Source organism: Weissella oryzae SG25, assembly GCF_000691805.2.
Lineage (GTDB): Bacteria > Bacillota > Bacilli > Lactobacillales > Lactobacillaceae > Weissella > Weissella oryzae.
Map to the genome: position 1 here is coordinate 70,221 of NZ_DF820488.1, position 20,224 is coordinate 90,444.

At 34.6% G+C, this 20,224-nt stretch carries 24 protein-coding genes and 1 pseudogene; 3 read left to right on the top strand and 22 right to left on the bottom strand.

All coding sequences use genetic code 11. From position 1 onward, the window contains the following. Positions 1-2 precede the first annotated feature (2 nt). The 4 genes from TT13_RS11725 to TT13_RS04445 form a co-directional block, all read right to left on the bottom strand. On the bottom strand, positions 3-422 hold the full coding sequence (locus tag TT13_RS11725; protein ID WP_052348538.1) for an IS3 family transposase: 420 nt from the start codon (positions 420-422) through the stop codon (positions 3-5). A gap of 238 nt (positions 423-660) precedes the next feature. Continuing rightward, positions 661-843 (bottom strand): hypothetical protein, encoded by a 183-nt coding sequence (locus TT13_RS04435; RefSeq protein WP_027698878.1) that lies wholly within the window; start codon positions 841-843, stop codon positions 661-663. An 8-nt stretch (positions 844-851) separates the two neighbouring features. Then, positions 852-1,232, bottom strand: coding sequence for a hypothetical protein (locus TT13_RS04440; protein WP_145912342.1), 381 nt, complete (start codon positions 1,230-1,232; stop codon positions 852-854). 55 nt (positions 1,233-1,287) lie between these two features. Next, on the bottom strand, positions 1,288-2,184 hold the full coding sequence (locus tag TT13_RS04445; protein ID WP_027698880.1) for a LysR family transcriptional regulator: 897 nt from the start codon (positions 2,182-2,184) through the stop codon (positions 1,288-1,290). Between the two features lie 112 nt (positions 2,185-2,296). On the opposite strand from TT13_RS04445, the gene TT13_RS04450 reads away from it, so the two are divergent. After that, positions 2,297-3,256 (top strand): NmrA family NAD(P)-binding protein, encoded by a 960-nt coding sequence (locus TT13_RS04450; protein ID WP_027698881.1) that lies wholly within the window; start codon positions 2,297-2,299, stop codon positions 3,254-3,256. Between the two features lie 177 nt (positions 3,257-3,433). Here TT13_RS04450 and TT13_RS04455 read toward each other — a convergent pair whose 3' ends face one another. The 3 genes from TT13_RS04455 to TT13_RS04465 all read right to left on the bottom strand — a co-directional run bounded on the left by TT13_RS04455 (position 3,434) and on the right by TT13_RS04465 (position 6,138). Next, on the bottom strand, positions 3,434-3,850 hold the full coding sequence (locus TT13_RS04455; RefSeq protein ID WP_145912343.1) for a hypothetical protein: 417 nt from the start codon (positions 3,848-3,850) through the stop codon (positions 3,434-3,436). A 22-nt stretch (positions 3,851-3,872) separates the two neighbouring features. After that, the gene (locus tag TT13_RS04460) at positions 3,873-4,187 is read right to left on the bottom strand and encodes a DUF1310 family protein (protein WP_045476628.1); all 315 of its coding nucleotides are present in this window, start codon (positions 4,185-4,187) and stop codon (positions 3,873-3,875) included. A gap of 646 nt (positions 4,188-4,833) precedes the next feature. After that, positions 4,834-6,138, bottom strand: a complete 1,305-nt coding sequence (locus tag TT13_RS04465) for a hypothetical protein (protein ID WP_027698883.1) — start codon at positions 6,136-6,138, stop codon at positions 4,834-4,836. Positions 6,139-6,231: 93 nt separating this feature from the next. On the opposite strand from TT13_RS04465, the gene TT13_RS04470 reads away from it, so the two are divergent. Continuing rightward, on the top strand, positions 6,232-6,666 hold the full coding sequence (locus TT13_RS04470; RefSeq protein ID WP_027698884.1) for a MarR family winged helix-turn-helix transcriptional regulator: 435 nt from the start codon (positions 6,232-6,234) through the stop codon (positions 6,664-6,666). 808 nt (positions 6,667-7,474) lie between these two features. Here the strand turns inward: TT13_RS04470 and TT13_RS04475 are convergent. The 11 genes and pseudogenes from TT13_RS04475 to TT13_RS04525 form a co-directional block, all read right to left on the bottom strand. Beyond that, positions 7,475-8,275, bottom strand: coding sequence for an alpha/beta hydrolase (locus TT13_RS04475; RefSeq protein WP_027698885.1), 801 nt, complete (start codon positions 8,273-8,275; stop codon positions 7,475-7,477). A gap of 410 nt (positions 8,276-8,685) precedes the next feature. After that, positions 8,686-8,874 (bottom strand): hypothetical protein, encoded by a 189-nt coding sequence (locus TT13_RS04480; protein WP_027698886.1) that lies wholly within the window; start codon positions 8,872-8,874, stop codon positions 8,686-8,688. 119 nt (positions 8,875-8,993) lie between these two features. After that, complete coding sequence (locus tag TT13_RS04485; RefSeq protein WP_190279621.1) at positions 8,994-9,257, bottom strand: ATP-binding domain-containing protein; 264 nt, start codon at positions 9,255-9,257, stop codon at positions 8,994-8,996. 97 nt (positions 9,258-9,354) lie between these two features. Then, on the bottom strand, positions 9,355-10,290 hold the full coding sequence (locus TT13_RS04490) for an AAA family ATPase (RefSeq protein WP_027698888.1): 936 nt from the start codon (positions 10,288-10,290) through the stop codon (positions 9,355-9,357). A 23-nt stretch (positions 10,291-10,313) separates the two neighbouring features. Beyond that, positions 10,314-10,736, bottom strand: coding sequence for a hypothetical protein (locus tag TT13_RS04495; RefSeq protein WP_027698889.1), 423 nt, complete (start codon positions 10,734-10,736; stop codon positions 10,314-10,316). A gap of 524 nt (positions 10,737-11,260) precedes the next feature. Next, the gene (locus tag TT13_RS04500) at positions 11,261-11,557 is read right to left on the bottom strand and encodes a DUF1310 family protein (RefSeq protein ID WP_027698890.1); all 297 of its coding nucleotides are present in this window, start codon (positions 11,555-11,557) and stop codon (positions 11,261-11,263) included. Between the two features lie 530 nt (positions 11,558-12,087). After that, positions 12,088-12,846 carry an MFS transporter gene (locus TT13_RS11165; RefSeq protein ID WP_082816177.1) on the bottom strand — a complete coding sequence of 253 codons (759 nt, stop codon included), beginning with the start codon at positions 12,844-12,846 and terminating at the stop codon, positions 12,088-12,090. A gap of 136 nt (positions 12,847-12,982) precedes the next feature. Further along, a pseudogene (locus tag TT13_RS04510) lies at positions 12,983-13,731 on the bottom strand (SDR family oxidoreductase). A gap of 20 nt (positions 13,732-13,751) precedes the next feature. Beyond that, positions 13,752-14,156 carry a cupin domain-containing protein gene (locus TT13_RS04515; protein ID WP_027698891.1) on the bottom strand — a complete coding sequence of 135 codons (405 nt, stop codon included), beginning with the start codon at positions 14,154-14,156 and terminating at the stop codon, positions 13,752-13,754. Beyond that, positions 14,149-14,487: a carboxymuconolactone decarboxylase family protein gene (locus TT13_RS04520; protein WP_027698892.1), complete on the bottom strand. Its 339-nt coding sequence runs from the start codon at positions 14,485-14,487 to the stop codon at positions 14,149-14,151. The genes TT13_RS04515 and TT13_RS04520 overlap by 8 nt, the downstream gene beginning before the upstream one ends. A gap of 8 nt (positions 14,488-14,495) precedes the next feature. Then, complete coding sequence (locus tag TT13_RS04525) at positions 14,496-14,876, bottom strand: DUF2255 family protein (RefSeq protein WP_027698893.1); 381 nt, start codon at positions 14,874-14,876, stop codon at positions 14,496-14,498. 100 nt (positions 14,877-14,976) lie between these two features. Here TT13_RS04525 and TT13_RS04530 point away from each other — a divergent pair, with 100 nt between their 5' ends. After that, entirely contained in the window at positions 14,977-15,852 is an 876-nt protein-coding gene (locus tag TT13_RS04530) for a LysR family transcriptional regulator (protein ID WP_027698894.1), read from the top strand. Positions 15,853-16,183: 331 nt separating this feature from the next. Here TT13_RS04530 and TT13_RS04535 read toward each other — a convergent pair whose 3' ends face one another. The 4 genes from TT13_RS04535 to TT13_RS04550 form a co-directional block, all read right to left on the bottom strand. Beyond that, the gene (locus TT13_RS04535) at positions 16,184-17,047 is read right to left on the bottom strand and encodes a helix-turn-helix domain-containing protein (protein WP_027698895.1); all 864 of its coding nucleotides are present in this window, start codon (positions 17,045-17,047) and stop codon (positions 16,184-16,186) included. A gap of 117 nt (positions 17,048-17,164) precedes the next feature. Next, entirely contained in the window at positions 17,165-18,151 is a 987-nt protein-coding gene (locus TT13_RS04540) for an electron transfer flavoprotein subunit alpha/FixB family protein (protein WP_027698896.1), read from the bottom strand. Next, complete coding sequence (locus TT13_RS04545; RefSeq protein WP_027698897.1) at positions 18,151-18,933, bottom strand: electron transfer flavoprotein subunit beta/FixA family protein; 783 nt, start codon at positions 18,931-18,933, stop codon at positions 18,151-18,153. The genes TT13_RS04540 and TT13_RS04545 overlap by 1 nt, the downstream gene beginning before the upstream one ends. Beyond that, positions 18,933-20,045 (bottom strand): acyl-CoA dehydrogenase family protein, encoded by a 1,113-nt coding sequence (locus TT13_RS04550; protein ID WP_242868519.1) that lies wholly within the window; start codon positions 20,043-20,045, stop codon positions 18,933-18,935. Before TT13_RS04550 ends, TT13_RS04545 begins: the two co-directional genes overlap by 1 nt. Between the last annotated feature and the right edge of the window lie 179 nt (positions 20,046-20,224).

The following is a 20,224-nucleotide window of genomic DNA, read 5'->3' on the forward strand; positions in this document are numbered from 1 at the left end:
TGTTAATAGGGTTTTATGAATGTCATATCACTAGTCCACTTGTGATTGGGTTGTTCAGTAAAAAACTGTTGAGCTAGGATATTTGGTAGTTGTTGATTCTCAAAATTTTTACGGTATCTAAATTTGGGTTTTAGAGTAATCATTTGAGGAAGGTTCATAGATTTCATGAGCCTATAGACGCAACCTGGAGAAATGGCATAGCCATATTCACTGTTTAAGATATGAGTCATTTTAGTGGAGCCAATACGAAAATCTACTTGATAATAAATATCAAAAATAATTTTTCTTATTTTCTGATTCTCAAGAACTTTAGGAGCAACCTTACCATCAAAACACTTATAATAGCTGCTTCGATTAATATTTAAAACATGACATAGTTTAGTGATTGAATGTTCAAAGCGTAAAGATCGAATGGCATTCAAACGTTCTATTCGTGGGGCGTGAATATGGCAATGGCTTTTTTAAATATTAAATTTTCTTCCTCCAACATGGCATTCGCTTCTGAAGTTTTTAAACCTGCTGTGCAGTGAGAACTTGATTATCATCTAGTTTCACCTCAGAGAATTGACGAATCCATTTGGACAATGCCACAGATGAAACGCCATACTCTTTAGTAATTTCAGCTTGAGTTCTACCAGAATTGTCCAAGTTAACTAAATTTTATTTAAATTCATTCGTCACACCGATTACAAGTTCCCATAAAAAGCCTCCGTTTTTGTGCCTACATAAATAATAAAAATGAAACAAAAAATTGTCCACTAAATTAATATAGATCCAATGTAGCTCTTCATCATAAGTATATACATCTCTTGAAATTTCATTCATCGATTCTTCTGTAAACATTTTTCCACCTAATCTACAGTTGTATAATAAATAACATTATATTTATCTAAATTAATATCTTTAACTGGAATACGCTTATCACGTTTCATAGCATTAGATAGTGACGTTTCCTCAATAACATCGTCACCATCGGCAAACCTACCCTTGTCTACACCTTGACCATAGTTATTATAGCCAAGGCTTACTTTATCATCGTTCACACGTAGTTCATACTGACCCATTGCTTCATCACTACTTACACGAGTAAATTCAATTTTTTTAATCCCGTCATATTCAGATATTAATTTTTTAGCAATCTTTTGTTCATTTACGATTACATTGTGTTTAATTGTTTCATTATCCATGTGTTTTTTAACCCCAAATCCTACAACCAATACTAGGATAACCACAATAGCTATCCACCAATTTCTACTAATTTTCACTGCTCCATCCAATCTTTACTACCTAAATTAAAACTGCTCCACTATTGACAATCTCTTTAATTATATCTAACAAACCATGTAACTCTTCGTGATCATTATCAGTCAAATATGCAATTCCATATGTAATTTTCGCACTATAATCCAAAGGAATTGCTATAATTTCAGAATCAGTTCTATCGACAACAAAACTCGGTAAAATACCGACCCCCTGCTTGCCCTTTATTAGAGTAATTAAAATTGCAACTGTGTCAGCTGTAGTTTCTCGTCCCTTTTTAATATGAATACTTAATTCTCTTTGTAATCTATCAATAGCTGGTGGAGATTGCCTTGGATTAAATAATATAATGTCAGTATCACTTAAATCATTAATATCTAGATGGGACCGATTCGCTAATGCACTTGATTTTGTAACTAAGGCTACAAATTTCGAGTCAAATAATGAGTCAAATGTAATTGCTGGATTACCGGCAACGTTCCCCGATGTTGTTAATATAAGATCAAATCGATGACTAATTATGTCATCGATACCAGCGTTTAAATTAAAATTTTTAAGAACAATTTTCAAATTGGGCTCTCTCGTGGACACTTGTTCGAGAATTTTGGGTAAGAAAAGTTCTTCGAAAGGTGTATTAGTATAACCCAACCTAATTGAAGACAAAAAATTATGACTTTTAATCTGTACTATCAATTGCTCAATATTTGACATAATATCACTCATATGTTGATAAAAATACAGCCCTTCATTCGTAAGACTAACTCCCTTTTTCCCCCTATTAAACAATTTTATAGCCAATTCTGATTCAAGTTGCTGGATATTTTTTGTGACTGCAGGTTGCGTCATATGCAGATTTTTTGCTGTTTTAGATAAGTTCAATGTTTCTGAGACATTTAAAAAGACATTTATTTGGATAAAATTCATTCTTTTTCTCCTTATTCTTTTTAGTAATCAGCTATAACTTTTTATGATGTTTTAACATGATTGCATTGTGATAACCTTAATTTGTAAATATAAAATTAAAGAGGTGTTCCATATGCGTTATATTGTTACAGGTGTTGATGGCAAGCTATCAAGTCGAGTTGCTGAGCTTATGTTAGAAAATGTGCCTGGTAATGAGCTTACATTTACTTGTTATAAAATTGATCGTCTACCAATAGATAAGCGTAAGCGTTGGGAAAACGAAGGTGTTCGAATTGTTGAAGCTGATTACAATAATAAAGAATCACTTGTAAAGGCTTTTGAGGGTGGTGACAGATTGTTTTTGATTTCTGGCCTTGATGTTGGAAAACGTGTAGAGCAACATAAAAACGCCATTGACGCGGCAATTGAAAATGGTGTCCAGCATATCACATATACCTCATTCATTGGAGCGACAGATCCTGCATATGAGCATGTATTTGTGACTCCTGATCATACTGCTACCGAAAAATATTTGGAATCAACAGGCATCAAATATGCAGCGCTTCGCAATAACCTATATCTTGAAACCTTTATGACCATGCGAGCAATGCTTGCATTTATGTCAGATGGTAAGTGGGTTACTACAGCTGGCGAAGGCAAAGCAACTTTAGTTCATAAAGATGATTGCGCTGCCGCCGCCGCTGCTGCACTATTAGGCAAGGGTGGTGACCGAAAGGTATTTAACATTGTGGGATCTCAAGCTATTTCGGTACGTGAGATTAGTGAAATAATTTCTAAACGCTCTGGTATTAATCTTGAGTACATTCCAGCTACGCAAGAAGAATATTATGCTTACTTAGAAAAATTAAATATCCCGCATGATATGAGCGGTGATTTCTCGAAGTCTCCAGCCCCATTTAGTGCAAATGATGTCGTAGACAATGATCAAGCTGTTGGTGATGGCCTATTTAATGTTGAATCAAATGACATAGAATTCCTAACAGGACATAAACCAAAAACCGCATTAGATATTGCTAGTAATTTTGATTACATTTGGCAAAATCACATTACTAATTGGCGTCAGATAAAGTAATACAACATTAATAATAATTTTTAAAACTCCGTGAAACGTATGTATACTGTTCCGGAGCTTTTTCATTATAATAAGTTTTTCTCTTATCAATGTCTTCTACTGATTAACACAATCTGTTTAATCTGTCGTCGTAAGAATATATAATTTCTATCCTTAAACATATTATAAAGTCCCCAACTAATCTACAACAGTATAATAAAATACATCATATTTATTGAGGCCCATATCAGATTCTTTTAGCTTATGAGGTCGCTCTTTACCATCAGCAAGGACACTTCCTTCATACATGTTCATAGAACCAGCAAGCTTACCATCATCTATTCCTTGTCCATAATTATTAAATGCTGCTTTTAAAGTATCATTTACGGTAAATTGATATTGCGATGAACCTGTTTCTGAATTTAAACTTACTCGAGTAAACTTAATCTTTTTAATCCCGTCATATTCAGATATTAATTTTTTAGCAATCTTTTGTTCATTTACGATTACATTGTGTTTAATTGTTTCATTATCCATGTGTTTTTTAACCCCAAATCCTACAACCAATACTAAGATAACCACTATAGCTATCCACCAATTTCTACTTATTTTCACTACTCCACCCAATCTTTTCTACCTAAATTGGAACTACACCGCTCTCTAAGAATTTACACAAACGTGCTCTAGGAGTGATATTCGTTCCAATATATTTATTTTCTTCTATGTTTATTCCAGCATTAAAGTTCAAGGCCTCATCATCGTTAATAAATCCTTCAAATAAAACACCACCCGAAAGACTCTTATGTACGGTTTTATCAATAATTTGTATTTTATTGATTTTATGGTTAGGGTCATTTTTAGCCAACTGAGACAGTATAATCTTTTCCGCTTCTTTGCTATTTGCAATCCTTACCATCTCAGTCTGCAGGCTTGCACCTTCCACTTCTATCATCTAAATTTCTTCTCCTAAAACGCAATCAATTAAAATCATAAAGTTAGCTCTATTTTAAGCACACTAGATTGTGATAACTTTAACATTATAAACGATACTACAAAATTAAGCTAGTAAGATATTCATTTACTGTCCAATATATTGTAAAAAAGCATAAAGATATAAATATCCTTATGCCTGTCTTAGTCTATTAATAATGTGGTAATATCAAAAAAATTTCGTCCGGAACAAGTTGCATGTAGCGCTCTCGCTTTCCCTCCATGAGTACAACCTGAGTCGATTCGAGGTAATAAAATAATGGTTGTCCAAATGCAGGTAAAAACTCTATGTTAATGATTTCTTCATACTCTTTTTTTTAAGATTCATGATTATCTTTGTAAGTAAGAACCCATCTTACACGTGCTTGGGTAATAGCTATAAGTTCTAAATTATTATTAAATTGAAACGGTATGTCACCTTTAAAAACTTTATCATCATTTAACTCTTGGTTTATATCATGCAACTATATTCATCCTTCATTTACAGTATTTTATTTAGAAATAAAATTTCGGGAAATTATATTCTAAACAAATAAAAAGTTGCATTTTAAAATGCAACTTTTTATTAACTGTGATATGGACATCATGAACCAGATTAGCTAACCACATTAATTTGCCAAGAAATTCTGTGTGCTTAGACCCCCCTTTTCAATTTTTACGGGTTGCGAATTTATCCCCTTTGCATCAACAGTGCCGCTAACTTCAAGATGATGGACAATACCGCCATTTTCAACAATATAGGTCGTAACATTTGAACCATGGGTTATTAGGCTACCATTAATTTCAATATCATCAACTTCACCAGCATTTTTAATACTTATGGCATAAGCTGGCAACAAAATATTTACTCCCTTAACCAAAGAGTTTCCCAAACCTCCATGAGTTGTTATGTCGTTCTTAATTACAATACTACCAACTTTTTTAGATATTTGAATTCCAATTGAACCATCACCATAAGTGGATATTGAATCAAAAATTCCGTTTTTCAATGTTCCATCGTATTGATTATATCCACGAGCACCTTGACCAAATGTTTTTAATGGTGCATGCATAATAAAGTTATTTACTATACCAAAATTAACAAATCCAATTCCCGATGGACCATAGGAGATGACTTGATCATTACTTTCCCAAGTATCAACTTTACCCCATGTATCTAGAACCATGTCATTAACCCCATAGGTTGCTATTTCGCCATTGTGTGTAATACTTTTAGCAAATGTTCCGTTCACAATAAATACTGCGGCAGTAATAAAATCGGACACACCAACAGGAATTTTCCCATTAGAATATACAGCTTTTGTTTCAAGAGTTGAAACTTCGGTTCGCCCACCTTCATCTCCGAAACCGGCAATGAAAATTCCCGATCCAATAACTGGAGCATTTCGACGACCAATTGATACATTCTTTGCAGCCAGATTGATTTTACTATTCTCATTTGAATTAAAATTATACACAGTCAAAGCCCCTTGTAGAACGTTGACACCATACTTTTGTGGTTGTTCCAAATATCTACGAGCATCTGCTGCTATAATATCAATACCATCGATTTCAACATCAGCTTTCTCAAAATTATTGCGTGCGATAAAAGAAAACTGTCCTGTAAGCATCAAATTTTTAAAAGTAAACTTTCCTAAGTCACCTGATTTATTAGTTAAAAAAATCGCCCGATTTTCAATTGAGGTCTGAATATTCAAATCAGCAATGGTGTTGTTTTTTGTTAGACCTAATCCATCGTTATTTTGGAAAGACAACAGTGGTAATGCACCATCTTCTTGCGCCTTGCCACTAATTGAAACACCTTCAGGTAAGATAACAGGATAAGGAATCAAAAAACTACGCGTAATAGAAATTTTTTCCTCCCTTACCTCGATAGCATTAATAAACTCTTCAAAATTTTTTACACTAACCATAGAACTGCCCCCTCTGATAAAATGTTAATGATACATCTATTATTATACCCAAACTGGTGGACATGTCTACTAGTTTGAAAGAAGGACATTATAATGAATTATTTTTATCTAAGTAAGTTTATTGCTGGAATATATCGCCAAACTAAAAACGATTTTAACAAAGAAATATCCGGCCTTAATGTACGGGCAACAGAAAGTGATTTACTACTATTTATCACTGAACATCCCAATTTAAGTCAACAAGAATTATCTGTACAAATGGTTCTCGATAAAAGTCTTCTAGCAAAGAATTTAAAAATTCTGCAGAAAAAAGAATTAATAAAAAGATGTTCAGATTCATCTGATGGTCGCATTCACAAAATTGTAGCTACAGATGCAGGGCAAGAAACCGCAATTCATCTAAAAATGGTAATGAACGAATGGTGGGAAAAAATCTTCAAGGATAATACCGAGTTGGATCCTCAAATTTTTTACCAACAGCTAGAACTTGGTTATAATCTAATTACTCAAACTAAAATTCAAAATTAATCTGTGAAATATGCTAGATTTCTAAAAACTTTGGTTAGCTCTTAAAATGAGTAATAATACCTTTAAGATTTGGAACCAATATTACAATACTAGAATCAACTATATTATATTTAAATTACTAATAATGCTATCCTATGTTAATTTCACATCAATAAATGTGGTAAAAATAAAAAGACTAGGAATCATAAAGTTCATTACCATTAAACTTTATGATTCCTAGTCTTTTTTCCTACATATTCTACGAGCATGACCATAATACTGCTATTATTGCTATATCTAATGCATTAATCTGAAACCGTACGTTTATTATCAGGTCAATCTATACTATCTCTCCCATTAAAGCCCAACTTTTTTGTTCTGGAATAGTTACTGCTAATTTATTATATATAACATTAGTTTATAGGAGTTCTAAACAGTCTTATAACAAGTCGCTTCCTAGTGTTTGTCAATATTTTTAAAGCTGCCTTGATAAAAGATTTTAGCTAAAGTAAATTAATTAAAGAACTATATATACTGACAGTCAAAACGATAAAAAAAGTCCTTTACTTTGTACCTAGCTAAGGGACTTCTTTTAAATTTTATATCGATTTATTGAACCCATTTATAGCTACATTCTAAAATACTTCATTTAACGTGCAAATAGTGTTAAAACACTAAGCCTTTGAGTGACTTAGTCACTTTAACACTTGCAATTTACGTACTTGTACATGATTATTTACTTATTACCCTCGTAACTACCGATTATTTTTTAACGAACTAGCTCAACCATTATAAAAATCTCTACTTCATTAAATTCAAGTTCAAAAAGTTAATCCGTAAAGTGATCATCAAAAAATGCAAGCATACCAGCCTGCGTATGATTAGCATATACACGCCCATGCCCGTGTCCTTTAATGATTTGTAAGACTGATTCAACACCTGCATCTGTAAGTTCTTTTTGAAGACGTAATACCCCTTCCGTGGGGACAATTTCATCCATTGAATTAGCAATAAACATTGGTCCTGCATTCTTAGTTATCCGATTAAGCAGCGATGCTTGCTTAAGTAAAGCTAAATCATTATTAACATAATTTAAAACAAACCATTTATAATATTCGTTGTTACTACCGGTTTGATCAATTTTCTTTACTGGTGTACCAAAGATTGGAGCTGTCGCATTAGAAGCTACAACTTCTGGATGTGCTGCAATCCAAGTATCCAAATCAATAATTCCAGATAGTGAAGCAATTGGAATGCCCGTACGTAAACTAAGCTCAATCGCTAAGTTTCCACCTGAAGACATTCCAACTGCACCAATTTTATTGCGATCAAATTGGTAATCTGATTGTTTCATCCAATCATAAAGATTAACCAAATCTTCAATTGGAGCTGGATATAGATATTTTGGTGCTAATCTATAATTTGGCACGAAGACTATATAACCAGCTTCAGCAAAACTAGTTGCCCAAGATTTCTCCCCCTCTTTGTTTCCTAACCACCAACCCCCGCCATGAATATCAATTAATGCCCGACGATTGTCATTAACATTATCAAAATCTTGGTAGATATCTACCTTAAGACCATACTTCACATCGTAGTTGACATCACTTTCTACATTGATATTTGTCATTATATCCCCCTTTATCAAAGAAAATAGTGTGCACACTATAATTCAAACCATTTTCATTGAAATTTTATTACTATTGACCCAAACTGTAAAATCAAAAGTTATACAGTCAATATTAACGCACTCTTATTAAAAATATGATTATTCTTTGCAACTTTTATTGCCATCACGAAATAATTTCCAAAGTCACATTAAATTATATTTTTGAGTTTTCTTAGCTACTAGTAAAGTAATCCCTTATTTAACAAAAACCATGGACTGTAAGTAATTTATTTTCTCTTTAAGTAAGTGCGATAATTCCCAGTCGATTATTGATACTATACAGGCTCTCATAAATGCATATTAATATTCATCATTCAAATTACTGACATCCAATAAATGATTACCAGTTCCTTGATTAGAGATCTATAATTTCAGCCTTTGCCAATTGAACTACCCTTACAATCCATAGGAATAATCGTAAAGATATTTAGCACACCCACAGCTAGTTCTAATGTTGCATTAAGATTTTCAGCAACTGCTGTAACATCGTCCAAAACCCAACCAGCTGAAATAGGACATGCAAAAATTGTTAAACCCGGTGGCGGGTATATCTTCGCCATCTTAATCAGTTGTCATAATCACTACATTGTTGCTCTTCTTTGATGTATTACCAAGTGAAACATCAGCATAAAAAAGAAGCAGTCTTGTAAATTATGAATTACTGAACTGCCCTTCAAAATTAAATTTTCTTATTTAACACAGCCCGAAGTAATACGGGCTTAACAATTAATTGAATTGATTTTTTTGCTCGAGTAATACCACTATAAATCAGATTACGATTTAAATGCGGATAATTTTTGTCTATATAGAAAAAAACATTATCAATCGACAATCCTTGAACTTTATTTACTGTAGCTGTATAACCCAGTTCTAAATCCCGATATAATTCGTGAATATCTGGACTATACATACCAGCATTATAACCTGATGATGATTTTTCCATCAGATCAACAATTAGCAATCTATTATCTAAGTCAGGCACGCGAATTTGTATCTTATAAGCATAGGTGGTTGGGGAATACTTTCAAAGATAACCCTATTTAAAGGTTCACCATTTTCATCATTAGGAAACAAGTCAACAATTTCAATTCGAGTTGCACCTCGCAAGTGAAAAGTATCTTTACTTGGGCGACCAGTTGTCCAATCATGGACCAATTGAGGAGATTCATAACCATTACTATTTCACCAGTATGGAGGGTAATTTTTTTGTCCGCGGATAGTCTAAGTTTCTGAGATGTTGGGAATAATAATTGATATTTTATTTGAATTTTTTCTGCAAGGACTCGACGCATCTCATTTGTTGGAACCAAAAGAATACTATCCAATCCGTGATTATTGGATATCTCAACAAATCTTTGTGCTAAATACTCTTCCACCTCATCCTCATTAAGAAAATCATCTTGCGATAAGAGCGCTACCGGCAAAAGCGTTGTCCTAGGTAATGAATAATGTTTTTTATATTCATTGGGGTCATTATTTAAGATTGCTCGTGAGAAATGAATAATATCATTTGAACCAGTTCTCTGTATAATTTCTAATTGTTTACTATCAAACAATATGTTTGCCTGTCGTAATAAATTGAAAAGTCGTTGTGGGGGATTTTGAATAGCTGGTAATTGGTTTGGATCACCAATAAGAATAACTGGTGTTAAAGTTTCCAATGCAAACAGCGCAACATCCAGAAGCGCAATTGCATTTGCCGCAAAAGACTCATCCACTACAATCAAATCATAGTGAGGAATCGTTTGTTGTTCATTATTAATGAGTCGTCCAAATTGAGCAATTTCTAAAGAATCTGCTGCCATTCGAAACATCCAACTGGTCAGGGTACTAACAGTAATCATATCGTCTCGATTACTTGATTGCAGTTTGTTGGCGGTCATGTCTTGATCAAATCGGGTTTCTCGCACTTGGTCAATCAATTGGTTAATATTTGTACTCGCTACATGAGTAGGCGTCAGTACAGCAGTTTGCAACTGATTATCTACTAGATGTTTAATTAATTCGCTGTTAAATATGATTTCCCGCTACCAGCTTGCCCAGTAATTGTTGCAAATAAGAATTGTTCTCCTGCTAATTGATTAAATATTAATTGCTGACTCCCGGTTAATGCTGGATCTTTTGATAAGTTTTGATAAACATAATGAATGTTGTTTTTACTTTCATTTTTAAAATCTATGTTGGCTAAAAGTAACTCTAATCTTTTCAACCAAGCATCTTTACGAGGAATTGTTAAATCGATTTTTGGACTATTCTTAGTATCTTGCATGGCAAGTCTATAAAAATCACTTTGCTTGTTCATACTAGATAGAAGTTCTTGATAACTAACAATGTCAAATAGGTCACGTTTCATCTTATGATGAAAGAATGCTAGATTTTTTTCTGCATCCGTAAATAGCTCTGTATTTAATTTATTTCCCATGTTCTAAATTATATCACCTAACTCTAATCCGCTATAATCAAGATAATGATAAGTCACTATAACTCATTATCAGTAAACTTCACAATATATTAAGTTAGCTATGTTCATTAAAAGTAAAGCAATGTACATCAAATACTTACATTTCTAACTTTATAGCTGAGAAGCGCCGACCGCCTATATTAATTACCAATTATATATATCCTTGAAATCAGGACTCAAATAGCTGATATTCTTAGTATTATTAAATTTTTCATCAGATTGTTCAAATGATTTCAGCCTGTTTTGAAAACTTTCTAAATATCATTTTTTTCATGATTTTATTCTTGTAATCGGCTCGTTCTTATGCATAAAGATCTTTTTATTAGGCATAATTTTTTCTTACTCATTTTTCTTGATTGATTGTTATCCCGTTCTTCAATAATCTTAGCAATTTGAGGAAACTTATTAGGTGCAATCTTACGTATTTCTTATAGCTCGCTTCTTTTATCCATTTATGATTTATTACCCAAATTCGAACCATACCATTACTCTAAGAATTTACACAAACGCGCTCTAGGAGTGATATTCGTTCCAATATATTTGTTTTCTTCTTTATTTATTCCAGCATTAAAGTTTAAGGCCTCGTCATCGTTGATAAATCCTTCAAATAAAACGCCGCCTGCGGGACTCTTATGTACAGTTTTATCAATAATTTGTATTTTATTGATTTTATGGTTAGGGTCACCTTTTGCTAAATGAGATAATATAACATTTTCTGTTTCTTTGCTATTTGCAACTTTTATCATCTCAGTCTGTAGGCGTGCACCTTCTGCTTCTATCATCTAAGTTTCTTCTCCTAAAACACAACCAATTAAAAGCACAAAGTTAACTCCAGTTTAAGTATTTGAAATTGTGATAATTTTAACATTATAAACTATAATACAAAATTATGCTAGTAAGATATTCATCGACTGTCCAATATATATTGTAAAAAGAATAAAGATATAAATATTCTTATACTTGTTTCAGTTTATTAATAATGCGGTTACCGTAGTCAATAATTATCATTTAATTGTAATTTCAGATGAAGTTGACAGTGCTTCCTTTTTTAGAGCTTCTTGCTCTTCAAAACAATAGTTATATCTAACATCAAGCTAAACATTAGTAAACTAATATTTTACTTAGCTTTGCCAAATAATTTTAAAATAGTTTATCTACCAATCTCATAAACTATGAGATGAGTAATCTGCAAAATAATAACTAACTAAAGAGTTGCTTAACTTTAAATCAAAATGTGATTTGAAGTTAAGTAGCTCTTTTAGACTACATTTTAAGTATTAGTTACTAATCAAATAATTTCAAAATTTAAATATCATTTTCGACGCTTGATTCCTAATAATACTAACAACAGAAATAATTCACCAAGCATCTGTACTGATTCATTATTCAACATACCAGTATCTGGTAATGAATCATTATGTGGAAAATTACTCCAATCATTGTTTGAGTCTGAGATTGAATCATTATCTGAGCTTGATTCACTTGCTGAATCAGAATGAAATTCACTAGCTAAAATTGAGTTTGAATCAGATTCTGATTCAGACTCAACATCTGGTAAAGTGCCTAATTCAATTCTATATTCGTCCCCTGAAATCCCACTCTTTAACCACCCTCCAAGCAATAAGCCAAAACTAGACCCAATTCCAGCGGTAGCCCCATAATAAGCAATTGCCCTGCTACGCATTTCGCCAGTATAGTTATCCATTAATAATGCGAGCGAAGTTGGTGCTATTATTGCTGAACCAATTCCTTGAATCGCCCGGGCAACAATTATCATGACAGCTGAATTAGACAGACCAACAAACAAACTAGCCATGCCAAAAATTAGTAGTCCTGTAATAAAAATCTTTTTTCTACCAATTAAGTCTCCCAGCCGGCCAGCCAATAGCAAAAAGCCACCAAATGTAATGGTATAAGCATTTGACACCCAGGCTAATATTGCTTGACTCATATTAAGATCATTGGCAATCTTAACGGTACTTGTGAAAATAATAGAATTATCCATTAAAATTAAAAAATATGAAAATAGAATAATGAATAAAGTTACTCCAAACTTTTGTTTGTTAATCATTTACTCGTCCCCTTAAACAAATTATGAGCTTAGTATATTCTTTGATGTGAACTCCAAGGCAAGCTTTTTTATTATTTCCATAAAAAAACGAGCAACTCATTTGCTCGTTTTCAGATAATTATTAATAAACTAATTATTACCAAGGTTGTGCTGTCGGTCCAACCGTAAATTCACTCACATTGGTATCCTCAGGCTGATCAATCGCAAAGGCAATGACACTTGCAATTCGATCTGCCGAAATACCGTATTGGTCATACACTGCATTCATCCCTTTTGCTGCCTCTTTTGAAGTAATCGTATCTAGTAACTCAGTGTTAATTGCTGCTGGATAAATGGTCGCAGTCCGAATATTATTTCCTTCAAGGGCTGATTCCATGCGAAGGGTCTCCATTAAATCACGTACAGCCCATTTCGTTGCGCCATAAACAGCTCTCCAGCCGGATAAGCCTTTAACCCTGCAACAGATGATGTAGCAATTACTTGACCGCTCTTTTGCTTAATGAATGCTGGTAGGGCAGCAGCGATACCATTTAGCACTCCTTTCAAATTTACATCAACCATTTGATTCCACTCTTCAACTTTTAACTCAGATAAATTTGAACTTGGCATCAAACCAGCGTTAAGAAAAATAACATCAAATCTTCCAAACTCGCTTTTAGCCAAATCAACTAAATGCTGACTATCTTCAGCTTTTGTAACATCAGTGATTGCATATACTGCTTGACCACCAGCATTTCGAATTTCATCAACTAATTTTACTAATTTACCTTCTCGCCGAGCGCCTAAGACAAGTTTGGCTCCTCTGTTAGCTAATAACTTTGCCGTGGCAGCTCCAATACCTGATGACGCCCCAGTAATTACCACTACTTTATTTTTAATTGTCATGTTTCATTACTCCAAATATCCTATAGTTTATTATAAACACTATCGGTTACCGCTTCTAACCATTCAGGTTCCCCAGTTGTGATTGCGATGTGCTCAAACCAACTATCCTTTTTCGCACCATGCCAGTGCTTTATACCATCATTTGTCAGAACCTTATCGCCCTTTTTTAAAGAAATCGCTGTTTTTCCTTCTTCTTGATACCAACCTTCGCCACCTGTTACTAACAATATTTGATACCCATTGTGATGAATATGCCAGTTATTACGAGAACCCGGTTCAAAAGTTACTACACCCACCGATAAAGAATCATCTGGGGATGAAATTAACCCATTTAAAAGTGTCACGCCCGTGAAATATTGACTATAAGGATTCGGCACGCCTGGTCCAAAAATTGTTCCGTTTTGAATTTCACTATACTTACTCATCTTTTGTTACCTCTTCATTAAAAATTGCTTTTGAGATGTTAAAGGCCGACCACGCTTTAGGCCAACCAACATAAAATGCTAAATGCGTAATAACTTCTGCAACATCGCTGGCGGTTAGTCCATTATCCTTACCTTTTTTAATATGAAATGGAAGCTGTTCAAATGCTCCTGTCGCAATTAGGGCTGTTATTGTTATCAGGCTACGGTCTCTTGATGATAATTCTACTTCTCGCGACCAGACTTGACCAAATAATACATCATCATTTAGCTCAGCAAATTTTGGCGCAAAATCACCTAGTGCGTCATGTCCAGCTGTTACTTTATTTTCCATAATCACTCCTACCTTTGAATTATTACTCTAAGCGTTGCATTTTGTGGCCCCTCAGCAATCATCGGCGGCATATACACGCTATCTTGATATTTAGCTTTATATGCCTTATCAATTTTGTGAATCAAACTTTGCTCTGTGCTTGCATCAATATATGTAAAATTCACAGCATATTTTTGACCGTCGATTTGAATTTGACCATTACCTTGACTTAGTGCAGATTTAAACCACCGCGAGTTTTGACCATTCCAAGCTCGAATATAAATATCACGCTCTACCACAACAGACCAAATCCACGTTGGTGTACCCAATGTCTTTTCATCTTGATAGTAAGGTGAAACGTAACAATCATCAGCTTTTGAAAATCTTTCAATTTCTGTATCAAATAGCATCGTTTGCTCCTTCTTTTTGAATATTTTTAATTTAATACAGTCAAACAACCATTACAATTCATTTGATGTAATAGTAAACTATTACACGAGGTAATGCTTTATGGAAATTAGAATGATGAAATATTTTTTAGCTGTTGCTACCACAGGGACGCTTACTGCAGCTGCTAAGAAATTAAACTTGACTCAGCCAGCTCTCTCACGCCAAATCCAAGTTTTAGAAACCGAACTTGGCGTGCAACTACTTGATCGGTCAAAAAAGCCATTACAGCTTACTGGTGAAGGAATCTATTTTGCAAAGCAAGCTGAAAGTATTTTGAATTTAACTGAAAAAACAAGTCAAAATTTGAAACAGAGAAATATTATTGCTGGCCAAATTACAATTGGTGCAGCTGAAACCTCACTATTTACAGTGATTTTAGCAGGAATCAGCAATTTGCAAGATCAATATCCAGATGTGACCATCCATTTAATCTCTGGTAGTTTGAGCGATATGCTTGATAGCCTTGACCAAGGGTTAATTGATTTTCTATTTGCCCTAGATTTTAATTTGAAAGGGCAATATGACTACATTGATTTAAAAAGCACTGACACGCGCGGTGTTTATCTCAATGAAAAACACGTACTCGCAAATCAAAAAGAACTTACCGGTGAGCAAATAGCTAATTATCCAATCGTTATTTCTAGAAACCCGATATGGTTGGACTATCTTAGCTCAATTACGCATATGCCAACTGAAAATCTCAATATCCGGATGACATTTAACTTAATTGGTAATGCGAGTTTATATCCGATTTTCAATCAAGAGATTTTATTAATTGGTATCGAGGGCTTACCAATTAGTTCCGCGGTTAAATTCATACCTATAGCTCCGCAGATTCATTCTCATGCCACATTATTGTGGAAAAAAACTCAATTTCTATCTTCTCTGCATGAAGAATTTTTATATTTTATCAATCACGCAATTCTTGATAACTAATCAAAAAAACGATGTGAGTTTAAAAAGTCACATCGTTTTTTACTATCATTCATTAACAGTTTTTTATTGGCATAAGTAATTATGATACTTAGTAGTCAAAATTAAATGGTCATTCTTTTTTCAATTCAGAACCGCTCCACTAAAGTGAATGATTGTTCAGTAATGGATTTAGAGTTCGAAAATGCTTACGTACCTAGTGGATAATATTCTTTTCATCAGTCACTTAAATTTATTATAGAATCAAGCTAGTTGCTCTGTTGTTCCTTAATTTCCCAATGAAAATACATTAAATAAAAAGAAGGTTGAAACATAATTATTTCAACCTTCTTTATTATTTGCTAAAGGTGCGTTCTGTCAATAAACGTTTTATTGCTGCTATTTCCACAATGTTTCGATTAATTTTTGAAAAGGCATACGCATCCCTAAGTAATTCATTAATCTCATCAACTGATACATTCCGCTTAATTGCGTTTTGTGCCTGTAAATAAACTGCTCTTGCCAGATAGTAAGTTACATGTTGCTCACTAACTAAATCAATTAACGCGTTTAATAGAATGTCACTTGTCTCCAGATCGTGTTCTGAAAAGAATTCGGCTGTATAAAATAAAATTGATAATTTTCGCCAGATTGTTCGTGCATGGTCATTTTTTAAACTCATTACATTTTCAAAGCTTTGCTCAAAATATTGCTCGGCTAGTTCCTCATTACCTTGTCGAGCATAAGCCATGCCAAGACCAGTATAGGCCAGATATAGATAGATTTCAGCATGTTTTGCCGGCTCAAGTACAATTGAATTCAACCGTAATATTGCCTGATTAACATCTTTTTCACTACAAATATCAACATATGACCGAACAAAGACATACCAATCATGTAAATCAGCTTGTTCTATTTTTGTTACATCAAGTTCATTCAAAATCGTATCGGCTGCTGCATACTCAGAAACAATTAACTTATATTCAGCGGCCGCTAATTTAGTTCGAATTATCTTTTCAGTTGAGGTCTCTTCGACTACAAATAAATCAGCCAAACTGATATCTAATCGATTGACCAGTTTGGTCAATATCTTAATGCTCGGAATTTTACCACCTGATTCAAACCGGCTAAGTGTTGCTTGTGTTGCAATCCCCTGAGCCAATTCATCTTGGGTTAATCCTGCTGCTAACCGAGCATCAATAAAGCTCTGAATATTCATGCGTACAGACCTCCCACCAATTAAAAAGTTGTTGTTTAAAAACAAACTACTTTTCATTGCTTTATTTAACCTAGTTAATCCTATTTTACCAAATAACCGACCTAAATCTATAAGTAATCATTTATCCAGTAATTTAGCATGTAAGTCATCAATAAAGCTCAGTGCATCACCAACTTTAACAAAATCAGATTGTTCAAAAACCGGTGCATTTTCATTGGTATTAATCGAAATAACTTGTTTTGCTCCCTTGATTCCGGCAACGTATTGCATGGAGCCGGAGATTCCTAAGTTAATTAATAATTTTGGACTAACCATTGAACCTGATTGACCAATCTGATCACTATGATCAAATCCCGGCTTCTCAGCCATTGGTCGGGTAGCACCCACTGCTGCACCTAAATAGTGAGCAATTTCATGCAACTTGGCTATACTTCGCTCTTTTTTCACGCCGCGACCAACTGCAAAAATCAAGTCGGCGGTGGTAACTGATTGCTTCGTAGCTACGTTTTTAGTCACTATACTCTCAATAAATTGGCTTTTTGGTTCAATTAAATCTGCTACTTTGATCTTCCGAATATCCTTTGTAGGCTCATCTACTGTTACCGCTTCAAATGTACCCGGACGTGCCGTTGCCATTTGCGGGCGCGCTGTCGGTGATACAATTTCCGCTAGGATTTTATCCCCATAAGATGGTTTTACCTGTACCAGTAAACTATCTTCATAATAAAAATCTAAGGCATCCGCAGTCAATGCCGTTTGTAAATTATACTGCAACTTTGGTGCCCATGAACGAGCTAAGGGTGTTGCTGAAAATAAGATTGTATCTGGTTGCTCGGTTTTCGCTAATGTCGTCAAAGTGTTACTTAAAATATAATCATCGGCATTAATTGCTTCTGGACTAGTTAGATATATCACTTCATCAGCACCAAAGTATTGAGCTGATTGATAGTCGTTAATTTTTAAATCATCACCAAGGGGGATAATTGCTACAACTTTGTGGTCAGCGTTCTTTATCTGTCGTGCTTTAGTAATTAATTGGCCCAACCCATTATCTAATTTACCAACAAGGACTTCCCCGATGACCCATATTTTCTTATCTGCCATTATCTGATCATCCCTTCACTCTTTAAAATTGCTAACACTTGCTCGACTGCCGAAGCAGCTTCAATCACCTTGCCTTGACGACCGGCTTCTTTTGGCTCGACAATTGCTCGTACCGCTGACGGCGAACCCGCTAACCCAATGCGTTCATCCTCAGCTGCCAGTTTCTCAGCATTCCAAGTTATTATTGCATCATCAGCCATTGTCATTAAGCGATGAGCTGATAAATAACGGGGCTCATTCGCCAAATCAGAAATAGTCAAAACTGCAGGGTAATTGGCTGTAATCGTTTGTGACACGGGGCCTAAGTTACGTTTTGCGGTAATCTCTTCTGCATCAACTGCCATAATTTCATAAAGATATGTTAATTGTGGCCAGGCTAATTGGGTGGCAACCAATGGACCAACCTGTCCGGTATCGGCATCAATCGCCTGCTGTCCAAAAATTACTAACCGCACATCTGTCAGCTTAGCGATAGCTTTCGCCAGTACATAGGCAGTCGCTAAAGTATCTGCACCAGCAAATTTTCGGTCAGATAATAAGATACCCTTACTTGCACCCATTGCAATTGCCTCAGCTAGGACTTCCTTTGCTTGATTTGGCCCCATTGAAATTGCAACCACTTCATCATCATTTTTAGCGGCTATTTCAAAGGCGGTTTCCAGGGCGTGTTTATCGTATTTATTCATCTTGTTATCATTTGATCGAACTAAGTTGTGCGTGATTGGATCAATTGCTACATTGTCAGTATTTGGGACCTGTTTTACTGCTACTACAATTTTCATTAACGTTGTGCCTCAAATTTCGTAATCTCTGTACGCATTTTTTCAACTGAGCCTTCCGCAAATTCAAGCGCTCGTGCATCACGAATCAAATGAGCAATTGGGAACTCCGCTGAAAATCCATAGGCTCCCATTGCTTGCATTGCATCATCACCAACTGTAACTGCTGTTCTTGAACCGTATGCTTTGGCCATCGTTGAAAGGAGGAAATACTCTGGATTGTCCAAATCACGTTTCAAAGCCGCATCCTGATACAATAGCCGAGTCGTCTGATAACCGATTGAAATATCTGCAATCTTGCGTTGAATCGTTTGTAATTCCCAAAGCTTTTGCGCACCTGCTTTACGTTCTTTAGCGTAATCAAGTACTTCGTTTAAGGCATGTTGCTGAATGCCGGCCAACACTGCCCCCATCATTACACGAGCATCGGCATGCGCTGAATCACCAATTGTCAAACTAGGATAATTGATTGGATTTAGCCGATGATAATCTGGCACAAAAATATTTTCCATTGCAATTCCACCAACCGGCGTCCCAGTTAAACCAATAAACTCCTCAGCCTCGGTATAACTGAATCCCGCCATTTTCTCATCAACAACGTAAAATGATAAGGTTTCATCCTCATCTTTAGCCATTACTACATATACATCAGCTAAACCACCATTAGTAATCATAATTTTTGACCCATTAATGATATAACCACCATCAACCTTGCGCGCGGTCGAATTAATATAACTTGGATTCGTTCCACCCGTAGATTCAGTCATTGAAAAAGCAAAAATCGACTTAAGTGCCGCTGGAAAGTAGTGTTGCAACAATCGCTCATTACCATAGCGCAATAGTTGGTATACCGTCTTCATGTGTCCTTCTAGAATTACTGCCAGTGATGCATTTGCAGTAGCAATGATTTCTAGTGTTTTTGCAATTGTTACAAGTGATAGATTCGCTCCACCATATTCAAAGGGTAAATTCATCCCCAAAAACTCAGCTTTTACCATCTTCTCGTATAATGAATCGGGAATTTTACGATTCTTATCGATGTCCATATCCAATGGAGCAACCTCTTGATCAGCAAAATCTTGTACCATTCTCAAAAATAACGCATCTTTATCCATAGTTTTTCTCCTTGTTAAATTCATCACTATATTACTGCCATTTCATCAATTTGTAAATAATTTTATGACTTTTTTTATATAATATTTTTTATAATTAAACAAAAAGAAGCTCCTAAATCTTATTTAGGAGCTTTCCGCTTATGTGTATTAATTTGTGTATGTTGCTAGTATCATTCGGT